Genomic DNA, 21,049 nt, shown 5'->3' with positions numbered 1-21,049 from the left:
CGCCCTATCTCCTTGTTTTTGCGCAATTCCGGACGGAAAACCGCCCACACTTTTCCTGGAATTGCTCTAGTCCCGCAGGCTGAAGACGAAGGGCGCGGTGCGGGTGACGCGGGGGCCGAGCTCCGCCGGCGGCGCCGGCACCGAGGCGCCCTGCAATGCGCCGAGCGCCGCGCGGTCGAGATCGCCATCGCCCGAGGATCGCGCCAGCCGGGCCGAGACCACCCTGCCGGAGGTGTCGACCGTGAAGGTCACGCTCGGCGTGCCCTCCGCCCGCCTGGAGCGCGCCGCGCTCGGATAGCGGGTGTGCCGCCTGATCCACGCCGCCAGGCTGGAATTCCAGCGCGACGGGCCGACGCTGGAGCGCGGCGCCGCATTCGAGGACTGCGGTGCTGCCGTCTTCGCCGCCGCCTTGGCGTCGATGCTGGCGGTGGTCGTCGCCTTTGGCGGTGGCGCCTTTTCCTTTTTCACCCGTTCTTTCGGCTTCTCGACCAGTTTTTTCTCGGCCTTCTTCCTGGCTTCGACCGGTCTCTGCGCCTTCATCTCCGCTTCCGCAGGTTTCGGTACCGGCAGGGGAATGACGACGTCCGGCGCGATCGCCTCGACAGGATCGGGCACGACCTCGTCCAGCGGCGGCCGCTCGCTCAGGGCAGCAACGGCCTGTTTGGCGGGAGCGGCCTGTTTGGCCTCCTGCGTGTCGTCGGTATCGAGGGGCTGTTCAGCGACGGGCTTGGTCTGCTCGGCCACCGGCGCCGGGTCGATCACCGATTTCACGTCGATGGGCTTTTCCGTCTCCTCCGCCGCATCGGGCGGCTCCGGTGTCACCGTGTCCGGCATCGCCGCCTCTTCCGGCACGGCGGGGGCGATGGCCAGCGGCGCCATCTCGACCGCCAGCGCCGGCGGCGGACCGCCATCCTGCATCTCGGCGAAGCTCAGATTCTGCACCGCATACGCAACCGCCACATGCGCGGCCAGAATGATCGCGGCGGCGCTCGTCCACAGGCCGGCCTCACGCGCGCCAAAGCGCGGCTGCGAAATGCGGGAAAGCGCGGCGACCGTCATGGCGCTGAACCGTCACCCGGAGCCGACGCCGAGTTTACACCAGTTGCCGGAGCTCCAGACTCGGCCGGTCCGCCAGCACTGCCCGACGTAGTCTCGAGCCCCACCAGCGCGACCTTGAGATAGCCGGCGCTACGCAGCAGGTTCATCACCTCCATCAGGTCGCCATAGCCGACCGTCCTGTCGGCGCGCAGGAAGATGCGCGTCTGCTTGTCGCCCTTGGTGCGGCTGTCGAGCACAGCGGCAAAGGCCGGGCGGGGCAGGCTGTCATTGCCGACCGCCAGCGTGAGGTCGCTTTTCAGCGTCAGGAACAAAGGCGTCTCGGGCCGCGGCGCCGGCATCGCCGTCGATCCGGGCAGGTCAACATTGATATCGACGGTCGCGAGCGGTGCTGCGACCATGAAGATGATCAGCAGCACCAGGATGACGTCGATGAACGGCGTAACATTGATGTCGTGGCTTTCCTCGAGATCGTCGCCGGAGGTCTCGCGAATCCGCGCCGCCATCGCCGCTACTCCGCCGCGATCGCCGTTGCCGGCGGCACCGTGCGGAAATCGAGGTCGCGGCTGACCAGCCGCTCGACGCCCGCGGAAGCGTCGGCGAGGATCTGCCTGTAGCCGGCTATCGAGCGCGCGAAGATGTTGTAGATGACGACGGCCGGAATGGCCGCGACAAGGCCCATGGCGGTCGCAAGCAGCGCCTCGGCGATGCCGGGTGCTACCACGGCCAGATTGGTGGTCTGCGCCTGCGAGATGCCGATAAAGGCGTTCATGATGCCCCATACGGTGCCGAACAAGCCGACGAAGGGCGCCGTCGAGCCGATGGTGGCGAGCAGGCCGGTGCCGCGCGACATGCGCCGGGCCGCCGCCGCCTCGATGCGCGCAAGCCGGGAGGCGACGCGTTCCTTCAGGCCGTCGCCGGAAGCATGGTCGAGCGCGCCGGCCGAAAGCGCCCGTTCTTCTTCGGCCGCCCGCACCAACAGCGCGCCCGGGCCGCCGCTGTGGCCGAGTTCCCGCCCGGCCTGCATCAGCGTCGCGGCATTGCCGACAGCATCGGCGGCGCGACGGGCCCTCAGCTTGCCGGCGAAGACCTCCAGCGACTTGGCGAGCCAGATCGTCCAGGTGACGAGAGAAGCGAAGGCCAGCCCGACCATGACCGCCTTCACGACGATGTCGGCATTCATGAACATGCCCCAGGGCGACAGGTCATGCGGCAGCGTCAGCGAGATGGAAGGCTCTTCGCTCGTGGTGCCGTTCGCAGCCGGCCGAATGCCTGGAGCGACCGACGTGGCGGCGGGCGCCTGCGCCGGGGGCGTCTGCGGGGTTGGAGCGGCCGGCGCCTGCTCGACCGGCGCAGGCGATCGTCCCTGCGCCGCGGCGACACCAGCCGAAAGAATGAGCGACGCGGCCAGCGCCGCCAAGAGGCTGTTTCGGGACAAGGCTCGTCCTCGCTTCATCATTGCAATGCGGCGGCCGCCATACGGACAGGCGCAGGGCGAGCCATGCCGGGTGACTATGAAACCTGAGTTTGCGAGTCAACTATAAAGATGACTATGTTGCTCCACAATTCATAATGCGCCTATGCCCGCCTGAGCACGCTGCGGGCCTGGACCGCAAGACGGTTGCCGGGCACGATGCGCATGGAGCAAGAAGAGCTGGCAGCCAATGATCAAGGCGATACCGTTCGATTTCCCTTATGACGGCAGACTGGAGCCGCAGCACACGGCGCTGCTGGCGATCGACCTGCAGGAGGATTTCCTGTCGCCGACCGGCTACTTCGCCAGGAAGGGCTACGATCCGTCGCCGCTGCGAGCCATCCTGCCTGCGGTGAACCGGCTGATTGCCGCGGCCCGTGCCGCCGGCCTCACCGTCATCCACACCAGGCAAGGCTATCGCCCCGACATGGCCGATATGACGCCTTATGAAAGATGGCGCCGCAAGCGGGCGGGGCTCGACGGCACCGATGTCCTGCTGCGCTCCGGCCCGGGTTTCCAGATCGTTTCCGACATCGAGGTGGCGCCTGGAGACATCATCATCGACAAGACCTGCAACAGCGCCTTCACCTACACGGATCTCGAGCTCATTCTGCGGGCGCGCGGCATCACGCATCTGCTGTTCACCGGCTGCACGACGGATGTCTGCGTGCACACGACGTTGCGCGAGGCCTGCGACCGCAACTTCCAGTGCCTGACGATTTCGGACGCCTGCGCCAGCGGCGACCAATATGCGCATGAAGCCGCACTGCATATGGTGACGGTCGAGGACGGCGTCTTCGGTGCGCTGGCGGACTCGGCGGCCGTCATCAGCGCGCTATCACGGCTCGCGGTCGTGGCGAGCTGAGGATTTCGGAATTGCGCGGATCGCCGGGTTCCGGCCAGCCGATATCCTTGCGGATGTCGAGTGGCAGCAGATAAAGCGTCCGCGCTGCCCGATATCGGGCACGGGTCGCGGTGTATTCGGCCGCGATGCGAGCGATGGATGACAGGATCGACATTTGCTTCTCCCTTGGTTGATGCCGGGTTCGCAGCCCGACACTCACCAAGACGAAACGCGGATGGCTTTTGGAACGGCGAGGGATAAATTTTTCTGAACTCACGGGCGCGGCGGCCGCTCGATATAGGTCCATGGCAGCGTCCGGATCGCGAACTTGATTGATTGCCGAAAAACTTTTGCGTGTACCGTTCCGTTTTCGGTTCGGGCTTCGTCTTGAGGGTCGTAATGGGTGCGAGAGCCAAGACGGCCTCCGCCCTCAGGACAAACGGAGCCAAGCCATGTCGACCACAGTGACCTTGATCAACGTCTTCACCGCCAAGCCGGGCAAGCAGCAGGAACTCGCCAACACGCTTGCGGAGGGCACGAGGAGTTTCTTCAGCAGGCAGCCTGGCTCGCTGTCGTCATCCGTGGTGATCGGCGTCGACGGCAGCAAGGTGGCCAACATCTCGCAATGGCGTTCGGCGGACGACATCGCGGCCTTCCGCGGCGATCCCCGCTTCGGCGAATACATGAAGAGCATCGTCGAGCTCGCCTCCGGCGAGACCATGATGGGCCACACGACTTATTCCCATACGGGCGGAGTGGAGAACTGAAGCAATTCCAGGAAAAGTGTGAAACGGTTGGGTTCGGCGCCTTTCGCCGACCTTCCGTCCGGAGTTGCGTCAAACAAAGAGGTAGAGCAAGCGTGACCGGTTCGCACGATCAGTCCGTTGCGGCAACCGAGACCAGGCTTCGCGCCTTCGAGCGCGATGCCGCTTCGCTGAGAGCCAAGCTGCACCGCTACGCGTCGCGCATGGTCGGATCGGTCATCGATGGCGAAGACATCGTCCAGGAGGCTTTGGCAAAAGGCTTCGTGGCGATCAGGAATGGCGACATGCCCGACAAGATCGAGCCTTGGTTGTTTCGCATCGCGCATAACGCCGCCCTCGATTTCCTGCGCAAGCGGGCCCGCCTGCGGGGGCGCGAAAGCGAAGTCGAGCTCGACACGATCGCCGACCAGAACTCGGCGCTGGATGCTCGCATTGCCGCCGAGGCGAGCCTGGCCGAACTGATGCAACTGCCGCCGGCGCAACGATGCACGGTCGTGCTGAAGGATGTGCTTGGACACAGCCTGGAGGAGATCGGCGAAATCCTCGAAACTTCCGAGACCGCGATCAAAGGCGCGCTGCAGCGGGGCCGCGAGAGCCTGCGCAAGCTGGCGGCCGCGCCGCGCATCGCGCCGCCCCGCCCGGCGCTCGACCAACACGACATGCGGCGCCTCGGCGACTATGTGGCCGCCTTCAACGCCAGGGACTTCGATGCCTTGCGCGGCCTGCTGGCCGAGGACGTCAAGCTGGAGCTGGTCAACCGCCTGCGCGCCGACGGCAAGGAATATGTCGGCAATTATTTCGGCCGCTATGCCGACGAGACGCATTGGCATTTCACAACTGGGCTTGTCGAAGGCCGGCCAGCCATCCTGGTCACCAGCCCGGAGCGTCCGGACGGACCGCCGCGCTATTTCATCCTCATCGAATGGGAGAACGGCCGGATCGCCGGCATCCGCGACTTCCTGTTCGCGGATTACGTGATGGACGGCCTGGACTATTCCGACGCGGAGCGATCTTAGTCTAGGACGCGCAGCGTTGCGCAAAAGAGTGCGAGGCAAACGCGCCCGGCTGCGGGACCTCCGTCTCGCGTCGCGCCAGCGAATTCGCGACCAGCGTGATCGTCTCGCGCCCGATGCGAGCGATCTCGCCCAGCCGGTCGATGCCGCCGATCATGAACTCCTCGACGCCCAGCGCCGCATAGGGCAACAGCGCCAAGGCGAGCCGCGCCGGCGGCCCGACAATCTCGACCGCCTTGTGATCCGAGGCGCCCGTCCAGCCGTCCGGGCGGATGCGCACCGGAAGCGCGAAGCGCAGCCTGCCGCCGCGGCCGTGCTCGGCGGCGACGCTGCGCGCGCGCTCCATCAATTGCCTCACCTCGTCGGGCGAACCGGCGGCCAGCTCGAAGACATCGGCATGCTTGCCGGCGACCTTCAGCGCGGTGCCCGACTGACCGCCGAGCCGGATGACGAGGTCGGCGCCGTGCGGACCTTTGCGCGGCACGAAGCCGCCGCGCACGCTGTAGAAGGCGCCCTCATGGTCGAAGGGCCTGTCGTTCGACCACAGGCGCTTCAGCAGCACCAGATATTCGTCGATGCGCTGCCACACGACGCTGTGGCCGACCGGCCGCGCCTCGGCATCGCTGTCTTCAAGCGGCTCGCTCAGCATGCGAAGCGACACACGCCCGCCGCCTCTGCAGTCGAGCGCCGCGAGCTGCCTGGCCGCTACCGTCGGCTCGATAACGCCGGCCCAATGCGTCAGCACCACCTCCAGCGAGCCGGTGCGGTCGAGCGTCTGCGCGGCGATATCCATGTTGGCAAGCAGTCCGGCCGGATCGTCCACCACCAGCTTGCGAAAGCCGGCGTCCTCGATCAGCGACAATTTGGTCGCCGTCTCGGCGAAATCGTAAAAGAAGCTGCCATTGGCAGGCTTGCCTGGAACATGCGTGAACTCGATCGGCATTGCCATCTCCTCCATCACGTTGGGTCGCCCCGCCCCGAACCCCGAGTCAAATCCATCTCGTCGGCGCGCGACAGCGCGCCGGCCTTCTTCAGCTCCGATTACTCAACTCAGATTTTTGGAGGGCGGGGCCTTTGTTTTACGCAATTCCGGGCGGAAAAGATCGCACTTTCCTGGAATTGCTCTGGCCCCGGCTCAGTCAGGGGATGATCCCGAAAACGACGGCGCCGGTGAATACGAAGGCAAGCGCAAAGACGAGATAGGCGAACGTGCCGCCATAGGCGGGCCTCCAGCTCTGGTCGGCGGCAAGCCTCTGGCCTTTGCGTTGGGCGTTCTGAATGTAGGACATGGTCGATCCTCCGTCGCGACCGTTAATCTATAAAACTAGTAGACTTTGTCGATTGTTATTTTTGGGCGGTTTCTGGAACAAATTTTTGGGGAGGATGCAATCTGTGGTTTTTCATTCTCGCCCGGTAGCGGCATGCCCGGTTCCAGGTTCTTCGTTCCAGAACGGCCAGGCGCTCGACGGAGTGGGGGTCGACCCATGGCGCGGTGCAAGGAGATTCGTGCGCCGAGTGCCCTTTCGCTCGCGGCGGTTGCGAGGTGGTTCCCCCACTCCGCCGCTGCTTCGCAGCGCCACCTCTCCCCTCCGGAGGGAGAGGAAAGGGCGCCATCCGCCTACCGCTCCTCCCGGCGGAACGGCTTAAGCAGGGCCGAAGGCGCGACCGCGTTGCGCGACATGAAGGCCATGGCGACGATGGTGAAGATGAAGGGCAGCATCAGGAAGGCTTCGTAGGGGATGTGGCCGAGGCCGCTCGCCTGCATCCTGAGCTGCAGCGCATCGACGAAGGCAAAAAGCAGCGCCGCGCCCGCCGAGCGCCAGGGGTCCCAGCGGCCGAACACGACCAAAGCAATCGCCACCCAGCCACGCCCGGATACGACGCCGAAGGTGAAGGCGTTGAACTGCGCCATGGTGAGGAAGGCGCCGGCAAGGCCCATCAGCGCGCCGCCGAGGATCACCGCCTGGAAGCGCGTGGCAATCACGCTGACGCCGGCCGAGTCCGCCGCGCGCGGATTCTCGCCGACCATGCGCACCGACAGCCCCCAGGGCGTGCGGTAGAGCACGGAGGCGGCGAGCGGGATGGCGATGATCGCCAGATAAACCAGCGTGAACTGGTTGAACACCGCCGGGCCGAGCACCGGTATGTCCGAAAGCAGCGGGATCGGCACCGTCTTGAAGCCATCGATGCTCGGCGGCACCGATTGCTGGCCGAAGATCAGCCGGTAGAGGAAATAGGCGAGGCCCGAGCAGAACAAGGTCACGCCGATGCCGCAGACATGCTGGCTGAGGCCCAGCGCCACGGTGAACAGCGCATGCAGCGCGCCCATCAGCGCCCCGACCAGCACGGCCACCAGCACGCCCAGCCACAGGCTGCCGCCAAGGCTCGCGGCGGTGAATCCGGCCATCGCCGACAGCAGCATGATGCCTTCGATGCCGAGATTGAGCACGCCGGCGCGCTCGGAAAACATTTCGCCAAGCGTGGCGAAAGCGAGCGGCGTGGCGATGCGGATGATGGCGGCGAGAAAGCCGACCTGGAAGATCTGCTCGAACACCGCGCTCATGTCTGCGCTCCCACGCGGCGGACGCGGTAGGCGGTGAACAGCAGCGCCACCAGCATGGCCAGCAGCGCCGTGCCCTGGATGACGTCGCTCAAGAAAGCCGGCACGCCGGTGGCGCGCGACATCGCCTCGGCGCCGGTCATGACCGCGGCCAGGAAGATCGCCGCCGGCACCACGCCGAGCGGGTTGAGCCTGGCGAGCATCGCGACGACGATGCCGGAATAGCCGTAGCCCGGCGAGATGTCGCTCATCACCTGGAAGTGCACGCCGCCGACCTCGCCGACGCCGGCGAGCCCGGCCAGCGCGCCGGAGAGCAGCGCGGTGGACAGCAGCACCCGCTGCACGTTGATGCCGCCATAGCGGGCGGCTTCCGGGTTCTCGCCGGTGACGCGGATCCTAAAACCCAGCGTGGTGCGCGCGATCAGGAACCAGCAAAGGGGTGCGGCGATCAGCGCCACGACGACGCCGAGATGCAGCCTTGTGCCCTCAATCAGCACCGGGAAATTGGCCGAGTCCTCGATCGGCGGCGAGATCGGATAGCCGGAAAAGGTGTCCTTCCACGGCCCCTCGATCAGCGCCATCAGCGCGTAATAGATGACCGAGTTGAGCAACAGAGAACTCACCACATCGTCGACTTTGAATTTGACGCGCAATGTCGCCGGCACCAGCGCGACGAGAGCGCCCGCAGCCGCGCCTACAAGGGCCATCAGCAGCATGGCGAGATAGCCCGGCATCGGGATGGCGCCGACAAAGCAGCTTGCCACCGCGCCGGCGAGCAGCTGGCCCTCGGCGCCGATGTTCCAGAATTTGGCGCGAAAGGCGATCGCCACCGCAAGGCCGGTGAAGATCATCGGGGCGGCGCGCACCAGCGTCTCGGTGATGGCGTAGCTGTCGCCGAGCGATGCAGACAGCATCACGCCATAGGCCTCGACGACGCCGGCGCCGGCAATCGCGATCAGGCCGCTGCACAGGATCAGTGTGGCGGCGATGGCGACCAGCGGCAGCGCGAGGTTGAACCAGGCGGGCGTCGACGTGCGGGCTTCGAGGCGGAACATCAGGCGTGCCCCTCCGCGCCGGTCATCATCAGGCCGAGCCTTGCGACGGTGGCATCCGCGCTTGGAAGCGTGCCTGCGATGCGGCCCTCATACATCACGGCGATGCGGTCCGAGAGCATCAGCAATTCCTCGAGGTCCTCGCCGATGACGATGATGCCGCAGCCCTTGGCGCGCATGGCGAGGAATTTCTCGTGGATGAAGCGGGCAGCGCCGATGTCGAGGCCGCGCGTCGGCTGCGAGACGATCAGCACCTTGGGGTCGAAGGCGAGCTCGCGCGCAAGAAGCGCCTTCTGCAGATTGCCGCCGGACAACGCTCCGGCGCGCACCATCGGTCCGGGGCAGCGGATGTCATAGGCCTTGATCTGTTGCTCGGCGAAGGCGCGGATGGCGGCCGGGTTGAGCAGGCCCTTGCGGCTGAAGGCCTTGGTGCCGATACGCGGCAGCACCATGGAATCGGCTAAAGGCAGGTTTGTGACGAGGCCGGTGGTCATCCGGTCTTCCGGGATGCGGCCGAGGCCGAGCGCCTGCAGCTCGCGCGGCGAAAATTGCATCACCGCTTTGCCGGCTATCATCATGGTGCCAGCCTTCGGTGGCAGCATGCCGGAAATGACGTCGGCGAGCGCACGCTGGCCGTTGCCGGAAACGCCGGCGATGCCGAGGATCTCGCCCGCACGGACGAAAAGCGAGACCTCGCGCAGCGGCGTGCCGGCATGAGCGGAAGTGGATATGCCGTCGAGCGTCAGCACGGCGGCGCCGGGCGTCGAAGCCTGCTTGACCGGCGGCACGATCTCGTGGCCGCACATCAGCTTGGCCATTTCCGCCGACGTGGTGCTTGCCGGATGGTCGACGCGGCCGGCGACCTTGCCGTTGCGCAGGACGACGCAGCGATGGGTGAGGGCCCTGACTTCGTTGAGCTTGTGCGAGATGAAGATGATGCCGAGCCCTTGCGCCGCCATAGAGCGCAGGGCGGCGAAAAGGCCATCGACCTCGCTCGGCGCCAGCACCGCCGTCGGCTCGTCGAGGATCAAAAGCCTGGCGCCGCGAAACAGCGCCTTGATGATTTCCAGCCGCTGCTGCTCGCCGACCGACAGTGCCGACACCGGCAGGTTCGGATCGAGGCTCAGCCCATATTGCCGGCTGATTTCGTCCAGGCGGGCAAGCCCGCGAGCACGGTCGATGCGACCGGACCTGCCGGCAATGCCGATCAAAAGGTTTTCCAGCACCGTAAGGCGCGGCGCGAGGTGAAAATGCTGGTGCACCATGCCGATGCCGGCGGCCAAGGCGTCGGCGGAATTGTGGATGGCGACCGGCCTGCCTTCGACCAGGATCTCGCCGGCGTCCGGCGCATAGGCGCCGAACAGCACGTTCATCAGCGTCGTCTTGCCGGCGCCGTTCTCACCGAGCAGGCCGAGAATCTCGCCGGGCGCGACGCTAAGGTCGACGGCCTCGTTCGCCTTGACGGCGCCGAAGCGCTTGGTGATGCCGCGCATTTCGATGAGTGGGGCGGACAAGGGTGCTCCTGACTTGCGATCCGGCCAATCGCGGAGGGCAGCGCTGCACCCCCCTCTGGCCTGCCGGCCATCTCCCCCTCAAGGGGGGAGATCAGATGTCACGGCGGCCTTGCCAACTTTCAACGCTGAAAGCATCGAACACCGTCGACGGAACTGCCAATCTCCCCCCTTGAGGGGGAGATGTCCGGCAGGACAGAGAGGGGGCCTCGCGCCGCCCCAGGCGTCAATCCGAAACCGGCGTGTTCTCGTCGACGTCGACGCGGAAATTGCCTTCGAGGATCTCGGCCTTCTTCTTCTCGACCAGCTCCTTGACGTCCGCCGGCAGCGTCTTGTCGAATTTGTGGTAAGGCGCCAGATAGGAGCCGCCCTTGGCCATGCGCGAGAAATCGCCATAGTCCTGCGCGGTGAAGACGCCGGCCTTGACCAGCTTGATCGCCTGCTCGACGGTCGGATACATGTCCCACACCGGGCCGGTGATGACGGTATCCGGCCCGAGGCTGGACTGGTCCGACATGTTGGAGATGGCAAAAATCTTCTTCTCGACCGCGGCCTCGATGACGCCGAAGCGCTCGGCATAGATGACGTCGACGCCGGCATCGATCTGCGCCACGGCTGCTTCCTTGGCCTTGGGCGGATCGAAGAAGGAGCCGATGAAGGCGACCTTCTTCTTGACGTTCGGGTTGACCTCCTTGGCGCCGGCGAAGAAAGCGTTGACCAGCCGGTTCACTTCCGGGATGCCCATCGCCGCGACGGCGCCCACCGTGCCCGATTTCGACATCTTTCCGGCGATCATGCCGGAGAGATAGGCGGGCTCGTGAATCCAGTTGTCGAAGACGCCAAAATTGGGCTCGGCCGGGCCGGCGCCGGAGCCGAACAGCCACGCCGTCTTCGGGAATTGTTTAGCCGTGCGGCGCGACTCGCGCTCGGCGGCGAAGGCGTCGCCCAGCACGAGCTGGTAGCCGCCCTGCGCATATTCGCGCATCACGCGGCTGAAGTCGGCGGTCTGCACCTTTTCCGACCATTTGTATTCGATGCCCAGTTCTTTCTCGGCCTTCTGCAGGGCGACATGGATCTGGTTGTCCCACGGCTCCTCGATCGGGGTGGCGAAGATCGCCGCCACCTTCAGCTTCTTGTCCTTGGCGAAGGCCGCGCCGGGCAGCACGGTAGCCGCGAGGCCGAGCGCGCCGAGTTCCAGCACGCTGCGCCGCGACAGGCCGGCGCGTTGCGTTTTGCTACGTTCGTTTTCCATTGAAGTGCCCCTCTGTTCGACAGCCGTGTCGAGCCGGCCGTTCCAAAATGTCAGACACCCGGGACTATGGAACGGCGCCTGAGATTTGTCCACATGGTCAAATTTGGTGGGGACGCCTGTGCGTTCGTCATCCCCGGGCGGAGCAAGGAGCGTAGCGACGCAGCGCAGACCCGAGGATCCATGCCGCGACGTCTGAGCGCGGCGACGGTGCAGAATAATCGACGGCTGTGCCATCGCTCGTTCTGCACCGTTGCATTCTTTGTCTGATGGAACGGCATGGATTCCAGGGTCTACGCTTCGCTTCGCCCTGGAATGACGAAGTTATGGGGCGCCGCCCGCACCTTCCCACGATCCCGTCTCGGCAATCCGCCTCAACGCCGGCGCCGGCTCGAATATCGGCCGGCCGGTCTGCCGGTGCCAATGCTCCAGCCGCTCGACGATCTTCGCAGCGCCCGCAAGGCCGGCCCAGAACATCGGCCCACCCTTGCCGATCGGGAAGCCGTAGCCATTGACCCAGACGACATCGATATCGGACGCGCGCGCGGCGATGCCTTCCTCGAGTATCTTCGCACCCTCGTTGACCAAGGGATAAAGCGTGCGTTCGAGAATCTCTTCGGCGCCGATCTCGCGCCGCGCAATTCCAAGCTCCGCCGCCTTCGCCCGGATCAGCGCCTGGATTTCCGGATCGGCAATCGGCTCACGTGAGCCAGCCTCATAGTGGTACCAGCCGCGCCCGGTCTTCTGGCCGAAATGGCCCTGCTCGCACAGCGCATCGGCAATCACGGCTGTCTGGCCGCGGGCCTTGCGGTTGCGCCAACCGATGTCAAGGCCGGCGAGGTCGCCCATCTGGAACGGCCCCATCGGCCAGCCGAAATCGGTGAAGGCCCCATCGACCTGGCTTGGCGTCGCGCCTTCCAGCAACAGCGCCTCGTTCTCGGCGCCCCTTGCGGACAGCATGCGGTTGCCGACAAAACCGTGGCAGACGCCGACGACGACCGCGACCTTGCCGATGCGCCGCGCGAGGTCGGTGACCGTCGCCAGAACCTCAGGTGCGGTCTTTTCGGCGCGCACGATCTCAAGGAGCTTCATGACGTTTGCCGGCGAAAAGAAATGCATGCCGAGCACGTCTTGCGGCCGCGACGTAGAGGCGGCGATTTCGTTCACGTCGAGATAGGAGGTGTTGGTGGCGAGGATGGCGCCGGGCCTGGCGACCGCATCGAGCCTGCCGAACACGTCCTTCTTCACCGCCATGTCCTCGAACACGGCCTCGATGATCAAGTCGCAATCGGCGAGATCGGCGTAATCGGTGCTGCCCTTGAATAGGCCGAGCCGCTGCTGCTTGGCCTCTTCCGTCAACGAGCCGCGGCTGACGGAGACGGCATAGTTCTTCTCGATCGTCGCCAGGCCGCGCCGCAGCGGTTCCTCGCTGGTCTCGAGCAAAGTCACCGGCAGACCGCCATTGGCGAAGCCCATCGCGATGCCGCCGCCCATCGTGCCGGCGCCGATGATGCCGACGCGGTCGATCCTGCGCTTCCGCAAATCCTTGCCCGGCACCTTCGCCGCCTCGCGCTCGGCGAAAAACAGATGCCGCTGCGCACGCGACTGGTCGCCGGAAACGAGTTTTTGGAAGAGCTGCCGCTCGGCCGCAAGCGCTGCGTCGAACGGCAAGGTGATCGCGTTGCGCACGGCTTCGGCGCAGGCAAGCGGCGCGTCCAGTCCGCGGGCTTTCTTGGCCAGATCGGCGGCAAGGCGGTCGAAGGCGCCGAGGTCGGTTGCGGCAAGGCGGTCGTTGCGGTCACGCACCGGCACGAACGGTCCGCCTCGATAAGCCATTTCGCTGGCGAAACGAACCGCCTCTGCCAATAGATCGGTGTCGACAACCGCATCGGCAAGACCGACGGCCTTCGCCTCGCCGGCCGAGATCGGGCTGCCCGAGACGATCATGCCGAGCGCTTTCGCGGCGCCGACCAGGCGTGGCAAACGTACGGTCCCGCCGCCGCCCGGCAGCAGGCCGAGCTTTACCTCCGGCAGGCCGAGCTTGGCGCCGGCATCCGCGACGCGAAAATGGCAACCCAACGCCAGTTCCAGCCCACCGCCGAGCGCCGTGCCATGGATGGCGGCCACCGTCGGCTTGGCGATGGTTTCCAGCAAGGCAACGATGGCGCGCAGTTCCGGTTGCTCGACCGGCTTGCCGAATTCAGTGATGTCGGCACCGGCGACAAAGGTGCGGCCGGCGCAGGCGATGACGATCGCGCTCGCGGCGGGATCGTCGCGCAAAGCGGTGAGCACCTCGTAAAGCGGCTTGCGGACATGAAAGCTCAGCGCATTGACCGGCGGGTTGTCGATGGTGACCACCGCCACGCCGTTCTCGTTCGTGACGCTGACAGAACTGGACAAGCGGAACCTCCCGAGACCGGCTGCAACCGCGCAAGGGTTTACTAGGCAGCGAGGTGAATGGGAATCCGATCCGGCCCTGGCCCAATTGTTGGCGAGGCCCGGTTAGTTGTCCACGCGGCCGAAGGGCGGCACGTCGCCGATCACCTCGCGCTTGTCCTTGCCGCAGGCGAAGGTCTTTGCCTTGTCGTCGGCGAGCTTGCGCGCCTGGTCGTTGGCCTGCGGGTTGCCAGTGGCTAATACCAGGCCGATCGTGCAGCCTTGGTGCTCTTCCGGTTGCGCGACCTTGGCGACGACCAGCACCTCGGTCGATTTCTTTTCGTCCTCAGGGTTGCTGACGGAGCGGCGGTGGATGGCGGCGAAGGGGATTGCGACGTCGCCATTGGTCTCGATGCGCCATTCCACCTTCGGTCCGGAGCCGTTGAAGGCGGTGAAGCTCTCCCAGACCGCAGTCATGTCGTCGGACGGAAAGCCGTAATAGACGGATTCGCGCGCGTCGTCGTAGCTGATCAGCACCGGGTAGCCGCGGTAGCCGGAGCAGACGAGGCTCGCCCAGTCGCCGTCGCCTTCCGCGGCCTGCGCATAGGTCACGCAGTCCTTCTTCGAGTCGAGCTCGGTATAGGCGCTGGAGATGTCGCCGGCCTGGGCCGCCTGGCAGAAACCGGCGAGGGCAAGCGGGACCAGAAGAGCGCGCATCGCTGACAACTCCGTTCGAGCTGCCCGAGCGTAACGTCAATCGCTATTTCTTCAAGCTGGCTTCGATCAAGAGGTCGGCGTTGCGGGCGACTGCCGCCGCCGGTCCGCCAACGCCAAACAGCTGACCGCTGATATAAGCGCCTTCGATGAGCAGCAGCAGGCCGTCACCCAGCGTATCGGAATCGGCGGCGCCCATTGCGGCGGCCATGGCGCGCAGGCGGCGGCGCAATTCGACTTTGTTGTTCTCGCTCACCACCCGTGCGGGATGGCCGCGCTCGGGATATTCCACCGCAGCGTTGGTCATGCCGCAGCCGCGATAGTCCGGCTTTTGCGTGCGCTTGCCTACGCGGGTCAGGAAGGCGATGATCTGGGCGCGCGGATCGCCCGGATGCGCGTCGACGGCTTCGTCGAAGCGTTCCCAGAATTCGAGGTCGTATTTGCGCAGATAGGAGGCGGCAAGCTCATCCTTTGATGGGAAGCTGCGGTACAGGCTCGGCTTTGTGACGCCGGCGCGCCTGACGATCTCGTCGACGCCGATCGCCCTTATGCCCTCGCGGTAAAAGAGGTCGCGCGCCACGTCCAGGATCTTGTCCGCCGCCCTCGGAGCAGGGGCCTCGCTGATCGACGCTTCAATTTTATTGTCGGATGGCATTCAAACAACTCGCTTGACAATGTTACTGACCGGTACGTATGTATGGCTTCACTCCATTGCAACGTACCGGTCAGTAACATGATAATCCAGTCCCGTCCGTTTGGCCAGCGCTACGCATTCGTCGTTGTTGCCGTCATTTTCCTGTGCCTGCTGATCGCGGCCGGGCTCCGTTCGGCGCCCTCGGTGATGATGGTGCCGCTGGAGAAAAGCTTCGGCTGGCATCGCGACGTAACGTCCTGGGCCGCCAGCGTCGGCATCCTGCTCTACGGCCTGACCGGTCCGTTCGCCGCCGCGCTGATGGAGCGCATCGGGTTGCGCCGCACGCTGCTCGGCTCGCTGCTGGTGATGTCGGGATCGACCGCGCTCAGCCTGTTCATGACTGAGCCATGGCATCTTTTCATCACCTGGGGCGTGTTTTCCGGCATCGGTTCGGGCGCAGTGGCGAGCGTGCTCGGCGCCACCATCGTCAACCGCTGGTTCAAGACCAATCGCGGCCTGATGATGGGGCTGATGTCGGCCTCCAGCGCCACCGGCATGCTGGTTTTCCTGCCGCTCATCGCCTCGCTGGCGCAGAGCGGCGGCTGGAAGCCGGTGGCGATTGCCGTGGCGCTGGCCACCGCCGCGCTGATACCTTTCGTCTTGCTGCTGGTGCCGGAGCGCCCCGCTTCGATCGGCCAGGTTCGTTATGGCGCCGATGCCGACGACGTGCCGCCGGTGTCGCCGGCATCGCAGGGCAATTTCCTGGCGCACACGCTGAACACGCTGCGCCGCGCGGCGGGCACGCGGGTGTTCTGGTACCTGTTCGCCACCTTCTTCGTCTGCGGCTTCACGACCAATGGCCTCGTCGGCACGCATCTCATCGCCTTCTGCGGCGATATGGGCATCGGCGAGGTGCAGGCAGCCGGGCTGTTGTCTATGATGGGCATTTTCGACCTGATCGGCACCACGCTCTCCGGCTGGCTCACCGACCGTTTCGATCCGCGCAAGCTGCTCGGCGTCTATTACGCGGTGCGCGGTCTGTCGCTGATCTACCTGCCCTATTCCGGCTTCTCGGCGACCAGCCTGGTCATCTTCGCCGTGCTTTACGGGCTCGACTGGATCGCCACCGTGCCGCCGACGTTGCGGCTTGCCAACGAGGCGTTCGGCGATCGCAGCGGACCAATCGTGTTCGGCTGGATCGTCGCCGGCCACCAGGTCGGCGCCGCGGCCGCCGCTGCCTTCGGCGGCACGATGCGCGAGCTGCAGGGCAATTACGAGCTGGCCTTCCTGATTGCCGGCATGACCGGTATCGCGGCGGCTTGCATCTCGCTCTTGATCAACACCAACCGGCCGGCTTTTGAGCCGGAGCCGCAGGCGGCTTGAGGCGCGACTTTCCCTTCTCCCCTTGTGGGAGAAGGTGGCCGCGAAGCGGCCGGATGAGGGGTGCTCCAGGGAACACCGACGCCTCACTCCGCTGGAACACCCCTCATCTGTCTCGGCGCTTGCGCGCCGATCCACCTTCTCCCACAAGGGGAGAAGGAAGATGTCGACTGTTATCAAAACTTCATGGTTCCGATATGCGCCTGAAACATTGAAGCGAGAGCTTGGCGGTCCCGCTCAATGCCATCCCGGAGACAGCCATGAACAAGCTTTCGCTCACCCGCCGCGCTTTCGTCACCTCGGCCAGCGCCTTCGGCCTTGTCGGCGCCTCCGGTCTGGCGCTGCCCTATTATTCCCGCGCCAGCCAGCGTCCGGCCTTCACGCATGGCGTCCAGTCCGGCGATGTCGATGCCACCTCGGGCATGGTCTGGACCCGCACCGACCGACCGGCGCGCGTGATGTATGAAGTGTCGACGACCGAAAGCTTCGCCAATGCGACGCGGCTGGCTGCGCTCGATACCTCGCCGGCCAGCGACTACACGGTGAAGCGGCTGCTCACCGATCTCGCCTCGGACCAGGACATCTTCTACCGCATGGTTGCTGCCGATCTTTCCGACATCAATGCCGTGTCCGAGCCGATCGTCGGCCGTTTCCGTACCGCGCCGTCGTCCAAGCGCGACGTGCGCTTCGCCTGGTCGGGCGACACCGCCGGCCAGGGCTGGGGCATCGACGAGACCGGCATGAAGACCTATTCGACCATCGCCAAGCACACGCCGGACTTCTTCCTGCATTCCGGCGACACCATCTATGCCGACGGCGCCATGAAGGACGAGGTCGACCTGCCCGGCGGCGGCAAGTGGAAGAACGTCGTCATGATCGACGGCAAGCGCAAGGTCGCCGAGACGCTGGACGAATACCGCGACCAGTGGAAATACAACATGATGGACAAGCATGTGCTTGGCCTGTCGGCCATCTGCCCGACCTTCTACCAGTGGGACGACCACGAGGTGCTCAACAACTGGTCGGATTCGAAGGACCTGACCGCCGACGACCGCTACAAGGAAAAGTCGATCCATGTGCTGGCGGCCAGAGCGGCTCGCGCCTTCCATGAAATGACGACCATCCGCTACGAGCCGTCGGAGCCGGGCCGCGTCTACCGCAAGGTCTCGCATGGGCCGTTGCTCGACGTGTTCTTCCTCGACATGCGTTCCTATCGCGGCCCGAACGGTCCTGACATGGAAGAGACGCTGACGCCGAAGTCGCGCATGATCGGCGAGGAGCAGTCCAAGTGGCTGAAGCGCGAGCTGGCGAATTCCAAGGCAACGTGGAAGGTCATCGCCGCCGACATGCCGCTTGGCCTTGTCGTCTGGAACGACGCGGCGAAGAAGGCCGGTGCCGAGGCGGTCGCCAACGGCGACAATGGCGCGCCGAAGGGCCGCGAGCTGGAATTCGCCGACGTGCTGCGTTTCATCAAGAATGCCGGCATCACCAACACGGTGTGGCTGACCGCCGACGTCCACTACACCGCGGCGCATTACTACAATCCCGACAAGGCGCAGTTCCAGGATTTCAATCCGTTCTGGGAATTCGTCTCCGGCCCGATCCACGCCGGCACCTTCGGCCCCAACGACCTCGACATGACCTTCGGGCCGGAGCTGAAGTTCATCAAGGCGCCAACCGCCGAGCAGGGCCAGAACCTGCCGCCGTCGGCCGGGCTGCAGTTCTTCGGTCTGGTCGACATTTCCGGCGCGACGGAACAGCTCACCGTGCGGCTGATGGATCGCGACGACAACGAGCTTTACAAGGTTACGCTCGATCCGGTGCGGTCGGCTTAGGCTGCGTTGATATTCAGGTGATGCCGGCCTGCGAACAATGGTTTCCTGCGCTTCCGGTGCTCACGTACTTTAAGTACGCTCCGCTCCGGTTCTCGGAAACCACCGTTCTCGGCCCGGCCTAACCTGAATCTCAACACACCCTGGGCCCAGCAGTCGCTCGGCCTAATGCCGCGATGTCAAAGCGCCGTGACAGTCCAGAACTGAACTCGGAAATGCCGTGAAGAGCGTCAATCCGGATAGCAAGCCGTGGGAATCTTCGGCCAGACTGCGGTGTCGCAGTTGGCATCCTTCTGGCGTTGCTTGAAGGCGGCGCTGACCGGGCCGGTGACGATCGGATCGACGCCGTCGGGGGCGTCGGCGAACATCTGCTGCGCGGTCCTGGCGTCGGGCGGTACGATCGGGTCGGTTTGCCGAAGCGCAGCCGCCGACTGCGCGGCACCGGCCGCGACGAGCACGCCAAGCGCCGCCCACGCGAAAACCGGACGCAATCTGGACATCTGATCGGTCATGAACATGGAACTGTCCGGCCCCTCAAAGGTTCCGCCTTGGTTAACGGAATCATTTCACACCAAGACGTTTAAGAATCAGTGACCATGTATTTGGGGTCGGCCTCCCCTTTCGCAATTGCGAAAAACCTTGTATGAGCCGCGCAACCGAAAAAGGCGGCGCCTCTGGGCCTGCTGCCTGCAACGCTCCCGAGACCAGACAATGAACCTCCGCAATATCGCGATCATCGCGCATGTCGACCATGGCAAGACCACCCTGGTCGACCAACTCCTGAAACAGTCCGGCGCCTTCCGCGACAACCAGCGCGTCGCCGAGCGCGCCATGGATTCCAACGACCTCGAAAAGGAACGTGGCATCACCATCCTGGCCAAGGCGACCTCGGTCGACTGGCATGGCACCCGCATCAACATCGTCGACACGCCCGGACACGCCGATTTCGGCGGCGAGGTCGAGCGCATCCTGTCGATGGTGGATTCGGCGATCGTGCTCGTCGACGCCGCCGAAGGGCCGATGCCGCAGACCAAATTCGTCGTCGGCAAGGCGCTCAAGGTCGGCTTGCGCCCGATCGTCGTCATCAACAAGATCGACCGTCCGGATGCCCGCCATATCGAAGTGGTCAACGAGGTGTTCGACCTCTTCGCCGCGCTCGACGCCACCGACGAGCAGCTCGACTTCCCGATCCTCTACGGTTCGGGCCGCGACGGCTGGGTTTCGGAAAACCCCGAGGGTCCGAAGGACCAGGGTCTCGCCCCGCTGTTCGATCTAGTCGTCAAGCATGTGCCGGCGCCGACGGTCCATCCCGGCCCGTTCCGCATGATCGGCACCATCCTCGAGGCCAATCCGTTCCTCGGCCGCATCATCACGGGCCGCATCGAGTCCGGCACGCTGAAGGCCAACCAGGCGGTCAAGGTGCTGCACCATGACGGCACGCAGATCGAGACCGGCCGCATTTCCAAGATCCTCGCCTTCCGCGGCCTCGAGCGCCAGCCGATCGAGGAAGCGCAGGCGGGCGACATCGTGGCCATCGCCGGCCTGTCGAAAGGCACCGTCGCCGACACCTTCTGCGATCCGGCGGTGAGCGATCCGCTGCATGCGCAGCCGATCGACCCGCCGACCGTGACCATGTCCTTCCTCGTCAACGACTCGCCGCTTGCCGGCACCGAGGGTGACAAGGTTACCAGCCGCGTCATCCGCGACCGGCTGCTGCGCGAGGCCGAGGGCAATGTCGCGCTCAAGATCGAGGAATCGGCGGAGAAGGATTCCTTCTTCGTGTCCGGCCGCGGCGAATTGCAGCTCGCCGTGCTGATCGAGACGATGCGCCGCGAAGGCTTCGAGCTTGCCGTGTCGCGTCCGCGCGTCGTCATGCAGAAGGGCGAGGACGGCCAACTGCTGGAGCCGGTCGAGGAAGTTGTCATCGACGTCGACGAGGAGCATGCCGGCGTCGTCGTGCAGAAGATGTCGGAGCGCAAGGCCGAGATGGTCGAGCTGCGTCCGTCCGGCGGTAACCGCCAGCGCCTGGTTTTCCATGCCCCGACGCGCGGCCTGATCGGCTATCAGTCCGAATTGTTGACCGACACGCGCGGCACCGCCGTGATGAACCGGCTGTTCTTTGCCTATGAGCCGTATAAGGGCGAGCTGCCCGGCCGCACCAATGGCGTGCTGATCTCCAACGAGCAGGGCGAATCGGTCGCCTATGCGATGTGGAACCTGGAAGACCGCGGCCCGATGATCATCGATCCGGGCGTCAAGGTCTACCAGGGCATGATCATCGGCGTCCATTCGCGCGACAATGACCTCGAAGTGAACGTGCTCAAGGGCAAGAAGCTCACCAACATCCGCGCCGCCGGCAAGGACGAAGCGGTGAAGCTGACGCCGCCGATCCGCATGACGCTGGAGCGGGCGCTGGCCTGGATCCAGGACGACGAGCTGGTCGAGGTGACGCCGAAGACCATCCGCCTGCGCAAGCTCCATCTCGACCCGAACGAGCGCAAGCGTTTCGAGAAGGCCGCCAAGGTGATGGGCGCGGCGTAAGCTTTCCCCGGAAGATTTGAGAGAGGGAGCGGGTGCTCCCTCTTTTGTT

19 protein-coding genes and 1 pseudogene are annotated in these 21,049 nt (G+C 65.2%); 6 read left to right on the top strand and 14 right to left on the bottom strand.

Annotated elements, in window-relative coordinates; translation table 11 throughout:
- Positions 1-66: 66 nt before the first annotated feature.
- From LB526_RS13475 to exbB, 3 genes are read right to left on the bottom strand one after another with little or no spacing between them, the layout of a single operon-like run.
- Positions 67-1,059 (bottom strand): TonB family protein, encoded by a 993-nt coding sequence (locus tag LB526_RS13475; protein WP_224627990.1) that lies wholly within the window; start codon positions 1,057-1,059, stop codon positions 67-69.
- Positions 1,056-1,562, bottom strand: a complete 507-nt coding sequence (gene exbD / locus LB526_RS13470) for a TonB system transport protein ExbD (protein WP_224627989.1) — start codon at positions 1,560-1,562, stop codon at positions 1,056-1,058. The genes LB526_RS13475 and exbD overlap by 4 nt, the downstream gene beginning before the upstream one ends.
- 5 nt (positions 1,563-1,567) lie before the next feature.
- Positions 1,568-2,494 carry a tonB-system energizer ExbB gene (exbB, locus tag LB526_RS13465; RefSeq protein WP_224627988.1) on the bottom strand — a complete coding sequence of 309 codons (927 nt, stop codon included), beginning with the start codon at positions 2,492-2,494 and terminating at the stop codon, positions 1,568-1,570.
- 226 nt (positions 2,495-2,720) lie between these two features.
- On the opposite strand from exbB, the gene LB526_RS13460 reads away from it, so the two are divergent.
- Positions 2,721-3,395, top strand: coding sequence for a cysteine hydrolase family protein (locus LB526_RS13460; protein WP_224627987.1), 675 nt, complete (start codon positions 2,721-2,723; stop codon positions 3,393-3,395).
- On the opposite strand, the gene LB526_RS13455 is transcribed toward LB526_RS13460, so the two are convergent.
- A complete protein-coding gene (locus tag LB526_RS13455; protein ID WP_224627986.1) occupies positions 3,358-3,549 on the bottom strand; it encodes a hypothetical protein in 192 nt (63 codons plus the stop codon). The two genes, LB526_RS13460 and LB526_RS13455, sit on opposite strands and share 38 nt — an antisense overlap.
- A 277-nt stretch (positions 3,550-3,826) precedes the next feature.
- On the opposite strand from LB526_RS13455, the gene LB526_RS13450 reads away from it, so the two are divergent.
- Both LB526_RS13450 and LB526_RS13445 read left to right on the top strand, forming a co-directional pair.
- Complete coding sequence (locus tag LB526_RS13450) at positions 3,827-4,141, top strand: putative quinol monooxygenase (RefSeq protein WP_095770057.1); 315 nt, start codon at positions 3,827-3,829, stop codon at positions 4,139-4,141.
- 92 nt (positions 4,142-4,233) lie between these two features.
- Positions 4,234-5,154 (top strand): sigma-70 family RNA polymerase sigma factor, encoded by a 921-nt coding sequence (locus LB526_RS13445; protein ID WP_224627985.1) that lies wholly within the window; start codon positions 4,234-4,236, stop codon positions 5,152-5,154.
- Between the two features lies 1 nt (position 5,155).
- Here LB526_RS13445 and LB526_RS13440 read toward each other — a convergent pair whose 3' ends face one another.
- The 9 genes and pseudogenes from LB526_RS13440 to LB526_RS13400 form a co-directional block, all read right to left on the bottom strand.
- Positions 5,156-6,094 (bottom strand): LLM class flavin-dependent oxidoreductase, encoded by a 939-nt coding sequence (locus LB526_RS13440; RefSeq protein ID WP_224627984.1) that lies wholly within the window; start codon positions 6,092-6,094, stop codon positions 5,156-5,158.
- Between the two features lie 196 nt (positions 6,095-6,290).
- Positions 6,291-6,440, bottom strand: coding sequence for a hypothetical protein (locus tag LB526_RS13435; RefSeq protein WP_140544253.1), 150 nt, complete (start codon positions 6,438-6,440; stop codon positions 6,291-6,293).
- A 329-nt stretch (positions 6,441-6,769) separates the two neighbouring features.
- Positions 6,770-7,714: an ABC transporter permease gene (locus LB526_RS13430; protein WP_224627983.1), complete on the bottom strand. Its 945-nt coding sequence runs from the start codon at positions 7,712-7,714 to the stop codon at positions 6,770-6,772.
- Entirely contained in the window at positions 7,711-8,766 is a 1,056-nt protein-coding gene (locus LB526_RS13425; RefSeq protein ID WP_224627982.1) for an ABC transporter permease, read from the bottom strand. Before LB526_RS13425 ends, LB526_RS13430 begins: the two co-directional genes overlap by 4 nt.
- A 239-nt stretch (positions 8,767-9,005) precedes the next feature.
- Positions 9,006-10,256: pseudogene (locus LB526_RS13420) on the bottom strand (ABC transporter ATP-binding protein); the annotation flags it as partial.
- A gap of 244 nt (positions 10,257-10,500) precedes the next feature.
- Positions 10,501-11,526 carry a BMP family protein gene (locus LB526_RS13415; protein ID WP_140841889.1) on the bottom strand — a complete coding sequence of 342 codons (1,026 nt, stop codon included), beginning with the start codon at positions 11,524-11,526 and terminating at the stop codon, positions 10,501-10,503.
- A gap of 321 nt (positions 11,527-11,847) precedes the next feature.
- Entirely contained in the window at positions 11,848-13,923 is a 2,076-nt protein-coding gene (locus tag LB526_RS13410) for a 3-hydroxyacyl-CoA dehydrogenase NAD-binding domain-containing protein (RefSeq protein WP_224627980.1), read from the bottom strand.
- A 102-nt stretch (positions 13,924-14,025) separates the two neighbouring features.
- Positions 14,026-14,616, bottom strand: coding sequence for a hypothetical protein (locus LB526_RS13405; protein WP_224627979.1), 591 nt, complete (start codon positions 14,614-14,616; stop codon positions 14,026-14,028).
- A gap of 43 nt (positions 14,617-14,659) precedes the next feature.
- The gene (locus tag LB526_RS13400) at positions 14,660-15,268 is read right to left on the bottom strand and encodes a TetR/AcrR family transcriptional regulator (protein ID WP_224627978.1); all 609 of its coding nucleotides are present in this window, start codon (positions 15,266-15,268) and stop codon (positions 14,660-14,662) included.
- Positions 15,269-15,346: 78 nt separating this feature from the next.
- On the opposite strand from LB526_RS13400, the gene LB526_RS13395 reads away from it, so the two are divergent.
- Together LB526_RS13395 and LB526_RS13390 are read left to right on the top strand one after the other, a co-directional pair.
- Complete coding sequence (locus tag LB526_RS13395) at positions 15,347-16,630, top strand: MFS transporter (protein ID WP_224627977.1); 1,284 nt, start codon at positions 15,347-15,349, stop codon at positions 16,628-16,630.
- A 257-nt stretch (positions 16,631-16,887) separates the two neighbouring features.
- Positions 16,888-18,462: an alkaline phosphatase D family protein gene (locus LB526_RS13390; protein WP_224627975.1), complete on the top strand. Its 1,575-nt coding sequence runs from the start codon at positions 16,888-16,890 to the stop codon at positions 18,460-18,462.
- A gap of 227 nt (positions 18,463-18,689) precedes the next feature.
- Here the strand turns inward: LB526_RS13390 and LB526_RS13385 are convergent, their stop codons facing one another.
- Positions 18,690-18,977, bottom strand: a complete 288-nt coding sequence (locus LB526_RS13385; protein ID WP_224627974.1) for a hypothetical protein — start codon at positions 18,975-18,977, stop codon at positions 18,690-18,692.
- Between the two features lie 193 nt (positions 18,978-19,170).
- On the opposite strand from LB526_RS13385, the gene typA reads away from it, so the two are divergent.
- Positions 19,171-21,000, top strand: coding sequence for a translational GTPase TypA (typA, locus tag LB526_RS13380; RefSeq protein WP_224627973.1), 1,830 nt, complete (start codon positions 19,171-19,173; stop codon positions 20,998-21,000).
- Positions 21,001-21,049 lie beyond the last annotated feature (49 nt).

Source organism: Mesorhizobium sp. CA6, from assembly GCF_020165035.1.
Classification (GTDB): Bacteria; Pseudomonadota; Alphaproteobacteria; order Rhizobiales; family Rhizobiaceae; genus Mesorhizobium.
This window is presented reverse-complemented; position numbering and strand designations above follow the sequence as displayed.